16 protein-coding genes and 1 pseudogene are annotated in these 15137 nt (G+C 41.2%); 2 read left to right on the top strand and 15 right to left on the bottom strand.

Going from position 1 to position 15137, the window contains the following annotated elements; translation table 11 throughout:
• Position 1 precedes the first annotated feature (1 nt).
• From QVP35_RS11570 to QVP35_RS11540, 7 genes and pseudogenes are all read right to left on the bottom strand, one after another.
• The gene (locus QVP35_RS11570) at positions 2–229 is read right to left on the bottom strand and encodes a hypothetical protein (protein WP_006566873.1); all 228 of its coding nucleotides are present in this window, start codon (positions 227–229) and stop codon (positions 2–4) included.
• A 431-nt stretch (positions 230–660) separates the two neighbouring features.
• Positions 661–1377 carry an ABC transporter permease gene (locus QVP35_RS11565; RefSeq protein ID WP_006566872.1) on the bottom strand — a complete coding sequence of 239 codons (717 nt, stop codon included), beginning with the start codon at positions 1375–1377 and terminating at the stop codon, positions 661–663.
• A 3-nt stretch (positions 1378–1380) separates the two neighbouring features.
• The gene (locus QVP35_RS11560) at positions 1381–2190 is read right to left on the bottom strand and encodes an ABC transporter ATP-binding protein (protein ID WP_006566871.1); all 810 of its coding nucleotides are present in this window, start codon (positions 2188–2190) and stop codon (positions 1381–1383) included.
• Positions 2187–2987 (bottom strand): MerR family transcriptional regulator, encoded by an 801-nt coding sequence (locus tag QVP35_RS11555; protein WP_006566870.1) that lies wholly within the window; start codon positions 2985–2987, stop codon positions 2187–2189. Before QVP35_RS11555 ends, QVP35_RS11560 begins: the two co-directional genes overlap by 4 nt.
• A gap of 398 nt (positions 2988–3385) precedes the next feature.
• Positions 3386–4003 (bottom strand): hypothetical protein, encoded by a 618-nt coding sequence (locus tag QVP35_RS16635; RefSeq protein WP_006566869.1) that lies wholly within the window; start codon positions 4001–4003, stop codon positions 3386–3388.
• A 79-nt stretch (positions 4004–4082) separates the two neighbouring features.
• Positions 4083–4742, bottom strand: a pseudogene (locus QVP35_RS11545) (flavodoxin family protein); the annotation flags it as partial.
• A 77-nt stretch (positions 4743–4819) separates the two neighbouring features.
• On the bottom strand, positions 4820–5236 hold the full coding sequence (locus QVP35_RS11540) for a hypothetical protein (protein WP_006566867.1): 417 nt from the start codon (positions 5234–5236) through the stop codon (positions 4820–4822).
• A 457-nt stretch (positions 5237–5693) separates the two neighbouring features.
• Between QVP35_RS11540 and QVP35_RS11535 the strand changes: the two genes are divergently transcribed.
• Positions 5694–6179 (top strand): hypothetical protein, encoded by a 486-nt coding sequence (locus QVP35_RS11535; RefSeq protein ID WP_006566864.1) that lies wholly within the window; start codon positions 5694–5696, stop codon positions 6177–6179.
• A 365-nt stretch (positions 6180–6544) separates the two neighbouring features.
• Here the strand turns inward: QVP35_RS11535 and QVP35_RS11530 are convergent, their stop codons facing one another.
• Entirely contained in the window at positions 6545–7183 is a 639-nt protein-coding gene (locus QVP35_RS11530) for a type 1 glutamine amidotransferase family protein (protein ID WP_022261173.1), read from the bottom strand.
• A 106-nt stretch (positions 7184–7289) separates the two neighbouring features.
• Between QVP35_RS11530 and QVP35_RS11525 the strand changes: the two genes are divergently transcribed.
• A complete protein-coding gene (locus tag QVP35_RS11525) occupies positions 7290–8222 on the top strand; it encodes a helix-turn-helix transcriptional regulator (protein ID WP_006566861.1) in 933 nt (310 codons plus the stop codon).
• 9 nt (positions 8223–8231) lie between these two features.
• On the opposite strand, the gene QVP35_RS11520 is transcribed toward QVP35_RS11525, so the two are convergent.
• The 7 genes from QVP35_RS11520 to QVP35_RS11490 form a co-directional block, all read right to left on the bottom strand.
• Positions 8232–8441 (bottom strand): hypothetical protein, encoded by a 210-nt coding sequence (locus QVP35_RS11520; RefSeq protein ID WP_006566860.1) that lies wholly within the window; start codon positions 8439–8441, stop codon positions 8232–8234.
• Positions 8416–8682 (bottom strand): AbrB/MazE/SpoVT family DNA-binding domain-containing protein, encoded by a 267-nt coding sequence (locus QVP35_RS11515; RefSeq protein WP_006566859.1) that lies wholly within the window; start codon positions 8680–8682, stop codon positions 8416–8418. The genes QVP35_RS11520 and QVP35_RS11515 overlap by 26 nt, the downstream gene beginning before the upstream one ends.
• A gap of 463 nt (positions 8683–9145) precedes the next feature.
• The gene (locus QVP35_RS11510) at positions 9146–10156 is read right to left on the bottom strand and encodes a GGGtGRT protein (RefSeq protein ID WP_006566857.1); all 1011 of its coding nucleotides are present in this window, start codon (positions 10154–10156) and stop codon (positions 9146–9148) included.
• A gap of 12 nt (positions 10157–10168) precedes the next feature.
• Positions 10169–10861, bottom strand: coding sequence for an iron-sulfur cluster assembly scaffold protein (locus tag QVP35_RS11505; RefSeq protein ID WP_006566856.1), 693 nt, complete (start codon positions 10859–10861; stop codon positions 10169–10171).
• A gap of 218 nt (positions 10862–11079) precedes the next feature.
• Positions 11080–12237, bottom strand: a complete 1158-nt coding sequence (locus QVP35_RS11500; protein WP_006566855.1) for an iron-containing alcohol dehydrogenase — start codon at positions 12235–12237, stop codon at positions 11080–11082.
• Positions 12238–12269: 32 nt separating this feature from the next.
• The gene (locus QVP35_RS11495) at positions 12270–13238 is read right to left on the bottom strand and encodes a sugar-binding transcriptional regulator (protein ID WP_022261172.1); all 969 of its coding nucleotides are present in this window, start codon (positions 13236–13238) and stop codon (positions 12270–12272) included.
• 94 nt (positions 13239–13332) lie between these two features.
• The gene (locus QVP35_RS11490) at positions 13333–14961 is read right to left on the bottom strand and encodes a PTS system mannose/fructose/sorbose family transporter subunit IID (protein WP_009289570.1); all 1629 of its coding nucleotides are present in this window, start codon (positions 14959–14961) and stop codon (positions 13333–13335) included.
• Positions 14962–15137 lie beyond the last annotated feature (176 nt).

The following is a 15137-nucleotide window of genomic DNA, read 5'->3' as shown; positions in this document are numbered from 1 at the left end:
TTCAATTCTGGCCGATGATTTCCCTCATATTACCTTCCAGTACTTCCCGGGATATCATACCGATGATATCGGTTCCGCAGTCCAAAAAGTTTTGGGATGCCTTTTCCAGCATCTCCTGAGAACTTCCGATTTTAACATTGACGGCTGAATCTACATTGGTATTGATGTAATCGGCTGTCGGAACCGGACTGGAAGTCTTTACATCTACGGAAACCAGCCTCAGGCTCAATTCGTCTTTCTTTTCAAAAAACGGGATCTTAACGCCCGCCTTTCCGATAAGAAATCTCGGTTTCTTCCTCAGACCGGAAATGATCAGTGCGGTATCCGGAGATGCCTTGACATAGCCGGAGAAAAAATAATTAGAACGAATATGATCGCTGCAGCCGGCAATAAAATTGAAATGTAATCCATGATACTTTCCATATGTACCTCCTCTTTCGTAAAAGTTTCTGGGTTCTTACCTTTGAGAGAACTAAAATTAAAAACCTGGTTCTATAACGCAAAATAGAGATGCACGGTAAAGGCATCTCTTTTATATATGCAGAATATAGTTCCTGTTACCAAAGTTCTCTCTCATGTAATTATTATACAATGACGTGTGGCAATATTCAACAAAAAAGTTTTCTATATCCGGTTGCATACACTCGTTTATACTCCTTTTTACTCTGTTCGTATCCTCTTAAGCAAAAAACGGTTTGTTACAGCTGCTATGAAAAAAATAACGGCCAGCGGAATACAGCTCTTCAGCTCTGATTTCGGTTCTAAAAGCAGAGCATAACCCCATGTCGCAGGAAATAATTTTCCCAGCTGTTCTAAAAATTCAGGAAGCAGATTTACAGGAAACATGATTCCCGACAGCATAATAGAGGGAAAAAATAAGATCTGGCTGATCATCGTCAGTTTTGCCTGACTTTTCACCAGAAGACCCAGAACACCTGAAATACTCAATGAAACGATCAGAAAAAAGACCAGGGCGGCAAAATATAATAAAAGATCAGATGGAATGACTGCATCAAAAGCAGCCGGAGCGGCAGCAAAAATAATTACGCTCATGATAAACAGATGGACGAATGCAGACAGTATGGAGGAAAGCAGACCGCAGTGCAGCGGCACCCCATTGGCCTCATACATTTTCTTGATGTTACTTCCGCAAATTTCCAAAACCGAAGAAGGCACACCGATCAGTGCTCCCATTGATACCCCCATGACCGTCATGGACTGAATTAATGTATCCTTTGCCTCGGGCATCAGCGAGGTAAAAATCCCTCCCATGACGGCAAAAAATAAAAGAGGAACGAGATAGCACGTAACAAGCATAGTTCTGCTCCTTATATCTATCTTAAACTGCAGCATCGTTCCATATAAAAAAGCATTCATATATCATTCCCCCTCTGTCAGTTTCATAAAGAACTGTTCTAATTTCCCTCTGTTTATCTCTATATCTAAAATCTGAAGATTTCTCGTTTGATAGTTTTTAAGAAGTTTAAACATAGTCTCTCCAATCTGATCTGACGTATAATGTTCTTCTCCGAGTTCCGTTGTAATTTTAATATCATATTGTCCGCCTGCTTTTACGGTCAATTCTGAAACCGTGCCCATAAAGGCTATCCTTCCTTCATGTAAAATCGCTATACGGTCACATAACTTCTCCACCTCCGCCATATCATGGCTGGCTAAGATTATTGTTTTTCCCTGATTGTTCAATTTTCCAATTTGATCATGCAGAGATATTCTTCCTCCCACATCAAGCCCGGCTGTAGGCTCATCCAAAAAAATGATATCCGGATTGCCGATCACGGCAAGAGCCAGATGCAGACGCCTTTTCTGACCAGTGGATAAATCGGCATATTTCATCTTCTTCAGCTCATTTATTCCGAGTGCAGATAATACAGAATTGTTTACCTTTGTATGATTCCATTTTGCGAAAAGCTGTATCGCTTCCATCGGTTTTATAAAGGCGGGGAGAGAAGCTGACTGAAGCTGAATTCCTACCCTTCCGTCTGCCGTAATTTTCCCGCTGTCATATTTTCTGAGACCTTCCATGCACTCAAGAGTCGTAGTCTTACCCGCCCCGTTGACGCCGAGTACCCCAAAAATCTCTCCTTTCTTTACTTGAAAACTCAGCCCTTTCAGTACAGTATGGCTCCCATAGCTTTTCGTCAGACTTTCTACCCGGACCGCATAACTCATAATTCACCCTCCACAAACGGATTGATGCCCATCCGCGAAAAATAAATTTCCAGGGCAGGGTCCAGATAAGCATTCACTTCTGCCTGTTTCTGCACCCAATCATTGTCTATGCCCTCGAATTTCCCAAATTCTATGAGCTCCTGCAGTATACTGATATCTCCGCCGGTAAATTCTGTGATCAATGTCCAAAATTTTTCTGCCAGCACCTGAGCCTTTTCATCTTCAGGCGGGACGCCCTTTTCACTGAGTTCTATGGCTTCTTCGTTCAGGCAATTATACTTCTCCATAAAAATCGTACCGCTTTCCTCGTCAAAACGGCTTCGGATATTATCCAGCAGACTGTCGTCAAAATGCTTGATCAGCCAGTAGTACTCGTTGTTCATATGGAAATTTACAATAATATCGGCATATTTCTTAAAATCCACGGTCTGAATCTGCAACACCTCTGACTTTAACATTTCAATGGCATTTAACGATTCCGTCAGACGATCTATTTTTTCTCTGACAGCAGCAGCCTGCCTTGAAAGGGCATCCGCAACATCATCGGGCGAGTCAAGGGAGATCAGTCTGTTCTTTATATCATCCAGTGAAAATCCCAGAGACTTTAAGGACAGGATCTGGTGAAGCCTCACCATGTCTTTATATGTATACAGTCTGCGGCCGCCTCTGCTTTCGGCGGACGGAGAAAAAATGCCTTGTTTATCATAATACTGTAAAGCACGAACCGTAATCCCCATTTTCTTTGCAAGCTCTCCGACTGTCATATATTCTTTGGATGACTCTCTTTGTTCTCTCATTTGTCGTACCTCCTAAAATTATTATAATTCATGACGCCGCGTCACAAGCAAGCAGTTCTTGAACAAAAGTGTGCTTCACACACCTCGCGAACCAGTTTTTTCTATGCACAGCTTTTGTTCCGCGCACGAAGCAGCGCATCCTGCCCGCAGGGCTTTTTATTCCATAGGACGAACTCTCCTATGGAATAAAAAAAGCTTGATTGGGATATACCCAACCAAGCTGAAGTCAGCGTTTAATGTTTATGTTTTTGCTGTAAAATAAAGCTTATCATTGATATAAATGCAGAATGATATGGTAAACATCTGGAATATATCTGTCTTTTAAATCAAATTTTTGTATTATCATACAATTTCTTTTGCTCATAAAACGTTCTCCCCAAAATCATTAATTTCTCAAATTATAACCGCTGTATATGAAATGCCGTTGTCTGGGGTATCACAGAAGGCGTCTGAAAATTTGCATGAGTCACTCTCACCATATTGCCGGGCTGCAGATCACGCAGTCTGATCGGCAAACCGAATTGGTTTGTAATAGTAGTGGAATTTGTAATTAAAAATCTGTTTTGATCATTCATATTCCTTGGATTTTCCGTAACGATAAAATGGTTGTCAAAATCAATTAAAACAATCCTTCCTGTTGTCACCGAGGATGGTCGCTGAGGCGGCAATGGCGGCCGCGGCGGCAGAGAAATCCTTTGTACAATCACAGAAACGGCATTGGACTGAGGCGGTATGCTTCTTGTCATGCGTGATGAAAATATGACATTGACCCACATTCCCCTCTGAATACAGCATATACACATGCTCTGCCCAAAGGAATTTAAGATCACCGTATTCCTATTTAAATTTAAACGTATATATTGAATCGAATCAGGCCGGTTTCTTTCCGGGACAGAATAAGATATCAAGATATTTCCAACTGAATTATTAACACAAGAAGCCTCTTCCACGAAAGCATTGTTGATCCGCATCAGATTCCCTTGTTGAATCAATCTCCCACGAGTAATGTTATCCATAAAAGCTTCCAACAATTGTTTTACTGTATTATATTCAGAATTTGCCGGGCTGTTCAAATAGTGTACGGAATGATAAAGTTTATTCTTTGCTTTTCCATGGACGCTTTTTATCCGTCCATCCTTTTTCCTGCCAATAATCTGAATCCGCCTTATTCCATCCGTTTTTTTGAACGATGCGCATGATATTGAAAAATAATCTGGTCTTTACAGACGGTTCTACTTTGCCATAATTGTTCTTGATTTTTAATGCCAAAGAATCGGTTTTCTTCTCTATATTATTTTTTATCTTGTTATTAATACCATTCCACGCTACCGCCCTAACTGCAGCCCCATATTTATAAATCTTTGCAGTCCCCCAAAAGAACAGGCTGTCTGCCATATCTTTATTTGTGCTTTTCATTCCTCCCCCTGCAGCAGTCGAGATACAGACAGCCTGTTTATGGAACATCTTTTCTTCAGGACGGTGTACCATCCATCGGTACCCATAATGGTCTAAAAATGACTTCATTGCGCCTGTTGCATGATATACATATACCGGGCTTGCCAGGATGATGACATCTGCATCATCCATGGCTTTAGTAATAGGTCTTAATTTTTCATAATGAGGGCATGATGTTTCAGATCTTTCAAAACAGTTTGTACACCCTATGCAAAAGGAGTCAAAATCTCTTGGCAAAAAGAATTCTGTAACTTCCCCCTCCAGCTTTTCCGAGAGCATTTTTGCAATATGATAGGTAGAACCCTTATGGCTCTTTCATTAAAAAATTTTGCATTAGTTATGGCTTTACGCTGATAATAATTTGTTAAATTCTTACTTTATAGCATATATGTTAGTGTTCCATAAATCCATGTATCTGCTGTGTATTTTCCAGAAATAGCTTTAAAACTAACCGCTCCATTTTCGTTATTTACGAATAGCAAAGGTGAAATATATCCATTATGAACGAAAGTTACTTTCATAGTTTTTTTTGGCCAAAACTTTTTTGGTAAAATATATACTGTTATAGTTGTATCAGGTTGAACATCTTGCGCATAAGTAAAATTAAAAGTCAAATTCATTATTTCCCCGAATTTTTCTGCATATATACTACCGCTGTTAAAGCCAGCTTGTGTATACTCTTCCATTTCATATTCTAAAGCCGAATTTAAGCTATTAATTCTGCTATTCGTCCTCTCTATTGCTTCTGTATGTGCCTGATATGCCTCAATGTTTACTAACCCGGCAGAGTTCATCACTACTTCAAATGGTGCTATATTAGAAATATCAAAACAGAAATCCCATGTAACAGAAAAACCCGGACTTTCCTCCTCCGAAGGAATATTTTTAGCCTGTGCTGCCTGTGCAAGACAGAATATTCCTTTTCAGCTGCTGCCGCAGTATATGGCCCGGCAAAAAGGATTCGAGATGTATCTGTGACGGAGACGATTAATGAACTGTAAGATGACCGTGGCCCGTCATGTTTCAAGAATAAAAATTTTTATCCAGCAGGAGTCCCCTGCTGGATATTTCATATCGTATCTTCATAATCATATCTATTACAGATAGTATGTACTGGTCTGTTTCAGTTATTGGCTCATTCACATCCGTCATTGGCCACAAATGATTGATTATCTCTTCTAATATACATATAATTACAATCATACAGATCGTTTCATCACTTATTTACATCAAGCAAAGGAGGATCACAATATGCCATTTAGAACTTATACCCAAGATTTTATTCCAACGATCTCTTATGATCGTCTGTATTCTACAAATGATTTTGCACAAAGCATACTCACGCTCTTTGCACATCAACCGCCAGAAAATTACGATGATAATCCCAGACAAAATCACCCATGCTTAATGAGAACGCTTCGCGCAGTTGAAAGAAATCTCGATTCCCTCATTTCTACAAGGCAGCCTCTGCCGAGCAAAACAACGTCACTGCTGATCAATGGTCTGCCCGTTTATCACGAAACTGACACTAACCATGGCGCCAATAACTGTTCCCTATTTTATACTTTCGACCAGGCCCAAAATAATCTTATAGAAATTCATGCGATAGGCGCTCATGAAACCTATTATAAATTGGACTGTGCCTCTGATGCATTTGATACTGCGGTGCAGGCACTGCCTGCCCAAACTTTATGGAGTTATCATGTAAGAGGGCAGCTTTATGCACCTCAAAGTTAGTGGACAAGTATATTTATCTTTAGATCCATATTTTATCAGGAAGATGGTATCTCATCATTTCCTGACAGTCCTCACACAATAACAAAGGATGCATTACACAGTCAGGATGCTGCGTAAAAATCATGACATTTTCCACATGATTTCCGTTCGGCTCTTAGAATGCCTCACTCCAATCATGTGGAAAATGGACGTAATGTCTGTTGGAGAAGGGCCTCTGTAAAAAAGGTGCCACCTGTGATAGTTTTTCTCCATTGTCGGAAGGAGGCCTTTCCAGAGCCGACTGGAGATAATGGAGAAAAACTCATAATTATTTTGTTAACTACTTTTACATCTAATACATCATCAGCTGCAATACTGAATCTCCATTAACTTTCATCTCTGGACGGCAATGATTGCATCAGGGCAAAGAAATGTTTCGGGTCGCCGGTACTAAAGTATTTATACCACGATTCCAGTGTGTTTGTTTCAAAAACATCTAAATATTCAATGATTTGTTTTGTCCACAACAAAGCTCCGGTGCAGCTTGCAGTAATAAGATTATTTTCTGCTGCGGATGGCTTGTCTATATAAAAACTTTGTCCTTTATAACCAGGAGAAACCATTTCAAGAAATCCCGGCCCGTTACTGGTATGCGGACGCTGATCTAACAGCCCAAAGTTGGCAAGCGCTGCAGTAGCCCCGCAGATTGCACCTACCGCAGCACCTAAGGTGAGAAATTCACTTGCTTTCTCGATGACAGCGGCATGCTTTGGGTCGTTCCATGTATCTGATCCCGGCAAAAGCAGCATGCTTGTTTTACTCACAACAATATCGTCGATGAAACAATCCGGCACAATGGTCATCCCGCCCATTGTATGGATTGGGTCCTTAGAATAGCTGACCGTCTTAAGTGATACACGCTGCGCGCCCTTTTTGAAAAATCTACCGGAATTGAGCTCCGAAATAACATGCCCCAGTTCCCAGTCGGCTAAAGTATCAAGAACATAAACATAAATTGTAAACATAATTTCCTCCAATTTCATTGTCTTATTGATTTGTTTGCTTTATCATTGTACCATGTGATTGTTGACAACATTATGGCCATAATCCAAATCGAAAGGCAATTATTAAATGAAAGTAGACAGGCTTGTTAGTATTATTATGATACTCCTTGATAAAAAACGTATAGGTGCGCAGGAGTTAGCAGATATGTTTGAAGTCTCACCCCGCACAATCTACCGCGACATAGACGCTATTAACATGGCAGGCATTCCTGTCCGCGGAGCTGCGGGAGTAGGCGGCGGCTTTGAAATCATGCCGGAATACAAAATTGATAAAAAGGTCTTTTCCAGCGCTGACCTTTCCACTCTCTTGATGGGACTTTCCAGTCTTTCAAATATAATAAAAGGTGATGAGCTGATACACACTCTTACAAAAGTCAAGAGTTTTATTCCTGACGACAGGGCGAAAGAGATTGAATTAAAATTAAATCAAATATGTATAGACGTAAGTCCGTGGAAAGGTAACAGTAACTTACAAACATATGTAGAAATTATCAAAGCAGCCTTACAGGAAAACAAAGTACTTGCGTTTGAATATATCGCCCACCGCGGAATCAGCACCGTACGAACAGTCGATCCATATCAGCTTGTAATGAAAAGCAGTCATTGGTATTTACAGGGATATTGCCATAGAAGGAATGATTTTCGCTTATTCAGACTGTCTCGCATGTCAAATCTGCAAATGCAGGAGGAAACTTTTGCACTGCGGGATTATCAAAAGCCGACTTTAGACGTTACAGACATTTTAGAAGCCTTACAAACAAAAATCAAAATCCGAATTCATAAATCTGTGATGGATAGAGTGCTCGATTATTGCACCTATGAAGATTTTTCACCAGCCGGTGATGAGTATTACATTGTCAGCTTTCCCTTCATAGAGAATGAATACCACTATGATATTCTTTTAAGTTTTGGGGATAAATGCGAGTGTTTAGAGCCAAAACATATCCGTGCAGAAATGAAACGCAGAATACATAATATAGCTAACTTATATGAAAAATGAAACACAGCTTTATACATAATCAAAAATACTTTGAATTGCATCTGTTATATTGATAATGTCTGCCATTGGAATATGCAGAGGGCTGGCCACACTATTCTGAATAATGGGACAACCGATAATTTCACCGGTTTGATTAAAAAAGTCCTTACTCGTAACAAGTACAGGACTCTTGACTCTTTCTATTTTGACAATATCACCTTGATGTAATGTTTCTTTCATTCCAAACCTCTTTTACTACAGGTTCTCCCCAGTCATACTCACCGTCTAAATTTAGTTTTCCATTAAAATCGGCAGCTCTTTCTTCAAGAGTTTTATGTCCAAATGGTTTAACTAATGTAATCATGCCGTTCACTACGTTTACATCTAATGCATCATCAACTGCAATATTGGCTTCCTGTAAAATCTCTTTCGAAATACGTGTGCCTTGACTATTTCCCCATGTTTTAACCTGCGTTTGCAAGAAAACACCTCCATCGTTCTTGTATATATCACCACTATAAATTAATCAATTATTTCTATTATTTTGGCATTTAAGAACACTCCTAAATAAAAATCAAGAAACAAAGAATTGTACCAGATAAACTGAAATTTATTAATTCAGCAAACTTTAAATTTATCTGCTGATTATGTTCTTTAACCCTGTTGTCTTTCTTTCACAGGGTCTTGGCCTTTTAGAATTAGCATGATGTTTTCTGCATTCATCACATTTGCCATGAAACTCACATTTTGTTTTTTTACAAGGGCACTTTTCGTTTATTGTCATTTTCTATCACCATAAATACTAATTTGTCTTATTATACAATATTTGTAAACAAAAAAATAGAAATACCTATCTTTTCCGAGTAATTTGTAACCTACGCACACCAAAAAAGGACCTCTGACAGCCATTCACACCATCAGAGATCCTTATTTTAAGCCATTTCTTAGAACTTACCTTCTTTTGCAGCTTCCTCGATCGCAACTGCAACTGCAACAGTTGCACCTACCATCGGGTTGTTGCCCATTCCGATCAGACCCATCATTTCAACGTGAGCCGGTACGGAAGAAGATCCTGCGAACTGTGCATCAGAATGCATACGTCCCATAGTATCTGTCATACCATAAGAAGCCGGTCCTGCAGCCATGTTGTCCGGATGGAGTGTACGGCCTGTACCACCGCCGGATGCAACAGAGAAGTATTTTTTACCCTGCTCGATACATTCTTTTTTGTATGTACCTGCAACCGGGTGCTGGAAACGTGTTGGGTTCGTAGAGTTTCCTGTGATAGAAACGTCAACACCTTCTTTGTGCATGATAGCAACACCTTCTGTTACATCATTTGCACCGTAGCAGTTAACCTTTGCTCTCAGTCCTTCTGAGTAAGATTTTCTGAATACTTCTTCTACTTTTCCTGTGGAGTAGTCCATCTTAGTTTCAACAAATGTAAATCCATTGATTCTGGAAATGATCTGTGCAGCATCTTTTCCAAGACCATTTAAGATAACACGAAGTGGTTTCTGGCGTACTTTGTTCGCTTTTTCAGCGATACCAATCGCACCTTCTGCTGCTGCAAAAGACTCATGTCCTGCTAAGAATGCAAAACATTCTGTCTCTTCTTCCAGAAGCATCTTACCTAAGTTACCATGTCCAAGACCTACTTTTCTCTGTTCTGCAACAGATCCGGGAATACAGAATGCCTGAAGTCCTTCACCGATTGCAGCAGCAGCGTCAGCAGCTCTTGTGCAGCCTTTTTTGATTGCAATGGCAGCACCTACGGTGTAAGCCCATTTTGCATTTTCAAAACAGATCGGCTGGATGCCTTCTACCTGAGAATAAACATCTAATCCTGCAGCTTTTGTAACTTCAGCAGCTTCTTCAATAGAATTAATACCATATTCTTTTAATACAGCAAGAATTTGTTTCTCTCTTCTCTCATATGATTCAAATAAAGCCATGTTCGTTACCTCCTATTGATTTCTCGGGTCAATGATTTTAGCAGCATCATCTACTCTGCCGTACTGACCTTTTGCTTTGTCTAAAGCTGTCTGAGCGTCATCGCCTGCCTTGATGAAGTCCATCATCTTACCAAAGCTTACAAACTGGTATCCGATAATCTGATCTTCTTCGTCCAAAGCGATTCCTGTAACATATCCTTCAGCCATTTCAAGGTAACGAGGTCCTTTTTTCAGTGTACCGTACATAGTACCAACCTGAGATCTTAACCCTTTTCCTAAATCTTCAAGCCCTGCTCCGATTGGAAGCCCGTCCTCAGAGAAAGCACTCTGGGTTCTTCCGTATACGATCTGTAAGAACAGTTCTCTCATCGCTGTATTGATAGCATCACATACTAAGTCTGTATTTAATGCTTCTAAAATTGTTCTTCCTGGTAAAATTTCAGATGCCATGGCAGCTGAGTGAGTCATACCAGAACATCCGATAGTCTCTACCAATGCTTCCTGGATAATTCCTTCTTTTACGTTCAGAGTTAACTTACATCCCCCCTGCTGAGGTGCACACCATCCAATACCGTGAGTCAGCCCGGAAATATCAGTTACGTTTTTTGCACTGATCCATTTTGCTTCTTCAGGGATCGGAGCAGCTCCGTGGTTTACACCCTGAGCTACAGTACACATTTGTTCTACTTCATGTGAATAAATCATGTTGAAACTCCTTTCAGTGAATAAATAATAAACATTCCACACTCATATGTAAGTAATGTTTTTAAGCTCATTTGCTCTAGTTTATTTTATCATATTGTTAAAATTAAAACAAGAAATTATCTCAATAACTTTGTAATGTTTTGTATTTTTTCGCGGACTGGAAAAGGCCGGGTTCCATTCGCAGGACTCCGGCCTTTTTCTGTTATTTTGCTCTGACCCTATAATGCATTTTCATAAATGTGAACGATATCTTCCTTCGTGAGTTCCACATAAGAGCCTTTACAGCCCGCCGCCGCTTTTTCTGCCATGACATCAAAATAGGTTTCATCAATTCCTACTTCTCTCAATGTAGAAGGAAGCCCCATGTCTTTAAAGAACTCCTTCGTACAGTTGATGGCCTTTCTCGCTGTCTCCATGTCATCTTCTGCCATCGGCAGATTCCAGACATTTCTTCCGTAGTCTGCAAATTTCTTCGCCGTAGCTTCATTCAGTGCAAACTCCATCCAGTGAGGTGTGAGGATTGCAAGTCCCTCCCCGTGGGTGATATCATAAAATGCACTTAATTCGTGCTCCATGGGATGTACACACCATGCAACTTCGGCTCCGTCTGAAAGAATGCCGTTGATCGCCATGCTGGATGTCCACATGAGATTGGCCCTGGCATCATAATCATCCGGGTGTTCCAGCGCAACAGGCCCATAGTAAAAGCAGTTCTTTAAGAGACCCTCCGCAAACCGTGCCTGTACATCAGCATTGGACACATTGGTAAAATAATTTTCAAAAATATGACTGATCATATCTGCTGTACCTGCTGCCGTCTGCTTTTTGGAAACAGAATATGTATACTCCGGATCCATAATAGACATCTTTGGTTTCATATGCTCACTGGCTGTTCCCCATTTTTCATTTTTCTTGAGATCGGAGATTACCGCAAACTTATCCATTTCAGATCCGGTGGCTGCCAATGTAAGCACAGAGTAAATCGGCAGTGCGGCAGTGATCTTTTCCGGGTGTAAAACAAGTTCCCATGGATCTTCTTCACTGCAGGCTCCGGCTGCTATAACTTTCCCACAGTCGATAACACTTCCTCCTCCGATGGCAAGGACCATGTCAATGTTTTCTTCCTTACAGATTCCTACTCCCTTTACCACAGACTCTATCCGCGGATTAGGCTCCACACCGGAAAGTTCGGACACACAAAGTCCCGCATCTTTCAAAATCTTCATCGCGGTATCATAGATTCCTGCTTTTTTAATGCTGCCGCCTCCATAGACAAGCAGAACCTTTTCTCCGCTCTCCCTAAGTTCAGATAAATGAGCGATCTGTCCCTTTCCAAAGTGAATCTTTGTTGGAATTGAGTATGTGAAGTTGTTCATTTGGACCTCCTTAAATTATGTTAATATGTGTTTTATTGTTCTACAGCTATCAAATATTCCGCCGCCTGCATATCGGTGATCAGGACATTTACAATGCCTGCCCTCAGCGCGCCCAGAATTGCCTGCCGCTTTTCTTTGCCGTAGGCGACCCCTACTCTGATCGGTATCTTCTTTAAATTCTCAAATGAAATACTGACCAGGCGCTTGTTGAAAGAATCTTCAATCAGGTTTCCTTCTATGTCAAAAACATGGCAGAGAATCTCGCCGACCCCTCCTTTATCTTTTAGACGGTCATATTCTCCCGGTGGAATAATATCTGTATTCATGATGGTTGAATTGTAATCCAATGCACCGATCCCAAACACTGCTACATCTGCGCCTTCCGCTATCTCAATGACGTTGCGGACACTTTCTTCTTCCATAAACTTCTGTTTGGCCTGCTCGTCTGCAACGACCAGTGGTGCCATGATCTGATATGCACTTACTTTTAAAATCTTAGCGACCACATCGATCAGATAATTGGAATATGCCAGACGGTATTCTTCATCCGCAGAAGCCGGCGGATTATTGGAACCGGACAATGGAACTACTTTTACATCCTTATACTTTTGCAGCCTCAGTCTCATATCTTTTTCCAGATACTGAATAGCCTTTTGAAGAGTAATTCCCTTTGTAAGTGCCAGGGTCATATGGTTTTTCATGATCCTGATCATGTAGTCTGCCGTGAGAAACCCGATTTCTTCGATGACCTCCCCTTCTCTGGGATAAGCTATGATTGCTTCTTTAAGGTCAAATTTTTCTTCAAGGAATTCTTCTTCATTGGCAGCACTGTTTTCAGGAAAATTGATTTTAATCTGTACATATCCCTGTTTTCTGGCCTGCTCCAATGCTCTTGCGACCGTCATCCTGGACACGTTTAATTTCTTACCGATATCCACCTGCGACATGCCGTTTTTGTAATACATCTTTACAACTTTCATCATGAACCGTTCGTCTTTCAACTTCCTGCGTCTCCCTGTCTTCTGCAAATTTGTTTGTCTTACTACTAGTATATAGAAATGATATGTAATCCGTCAATCGAAACCATTCATCCTTTTATATAATTATCCCTAGACATCCTAAAATGAGTGAAACAATGGTCAGCCCCAGAGTGGCCGCAAAATAATTTCTCTTGACCTTTGCAAGGTATCCCCATACGCATAACACTACAGCCAGAGGAAGAAGGCCGGGTATAATAGAGTCGAAGATAGACTGCAGAGTCGTTGTGTACGCACTGGTTGCGAATTTTAACGGTGTGGACACCGTAACATAAGTTGAGGCAAGGCCTCCCATCATAAACAGACCTAAGATGCTTGCTCCTGCAATGATCATATTGACCAGTCCGGATTTCAGCATATTTTCCGCAAAAGAGTATCCAAACGTATAACATTTGGAGGTCAGAAAGTAGCCGATACAAAAACAGACAACAGTTAAGCATACGACCGGTCCAATTCCTCCCAGGGGATTTCCCTGTTTTGCAAGGGGCAGGAACAATCCGATAAACAGATACATGAGGGTGGACCAGGAAATGGTATCGCCGATTCCGGCCAGCGGCCCCATCAGGCCTGTCTTAAGATTCATTACCACTTCACCCGGTATTACATCATAATTTTGTGACTTCTTCTCTTCCATTGCCAGAGTCAGTCCAAGAATTGGGCCGCCGCCCCAGTGAGCCTCTGTGTTAAAAAATGTCATATGGCGTTTCAGTGCTTCACAGTAATGCTCTTTATTCTCTTCTCCCGGATAGAATTTTTTCAGTGCCGGCACCAGCGCTGTACAAAAACTAGGCGCCTGCATTCTTTCAAAACTGTGTCCGACTTCTGCACCGATCCACCAGCGCATCCATGCATGGAATATGTCTTTTTTTCCGAGCAGTTTTATTGTCTCATCGTATTCTTCTTCCTCTTCATCCTCGTCATCCTCATCTTCTGCCTCTCCTTTATAATCCTTTATAGTAAATGTAATATAGAGGAATGTAAGAAAGAGTCCGGCCAGAAGCAATGGAATTGTTCCGATTTTTGTATATTGGATCAGGAAAAAACCCGCAAAGAAAAACGGCATGTACCTCGGTTTGGAGATTAGATTTGCTATGATTGCAAATCCTACAGCAGGCAGACATGCTCCCATGGCAGAAAGTCCATTTGTTACGAACTTCGGAATATCATCCAGAATCCCCTGTAATGCACCGCTTCCAAAATAAAGGGCAGTCGCCACGGGCACTGCAAACATTAAAGCTCTGATAATGCCGCAGTAAATAACAGACCACCTTGTCATTCCGGCTGCATCACCTTTTTCCGCAAAGGTATCTCCTCTCTGGGCAAAAAATCCATTCAGCAGGTAGTCAAGATTCATCAGCTGTGCTCCCAGAAGTCCTACCGGCACTGCCAGGGCAACCGCAGCTGTTGTATTAAGTCCGGAAACCATAGCAACCGGAATCGCAACATAGGAAGCCAGACATGGATCTGTGGGCTGATTTCCGCCGGCGGAAATGACACCCAGGTAAATCAGCTGCAGAGACGCACCGATGATCATTGCCTGTGTCATGTCTCCCATGACAGCACCGATAATGACAGCATTAAAAATCACAGTGTTAAACATGAAAGCCCCGGTAGTGTATGGAATGCAGCATTTAGCAATACCGCAGAACAGCCCCAGCAATATAGCCTGCATTAATGAAATCGTCATATTTTCATCCTCCTTTTCCTCTTAATGAAGATTCGGAAATGTCTTCCTCATAATTTCCAAAGACTCTTTCCTGTCAGTTGGCTGCATCTGGAAACACAGCTTCACCCCGCTCTTTTCAATGTCCATCAGGGTCTGTGCTTCACTTTCTGAGAGTCCTACCTGCTTGTAAATCTGTT

The organism is Anaerostipes sp. CAG:276, from assembly GCF_000432215.1.
Classification (GTDB): Bacteria; Bacillota; Clostridia; order Lachnospirales; family Lachnospiraceae; genus Anaerostipes; species Anaerostipes caccae.
The sequence above is the reverse complement of the archived record's forward strand: the minus strand, read 5'-3'. Positions and strand labels throughout refer to the sequence as shown.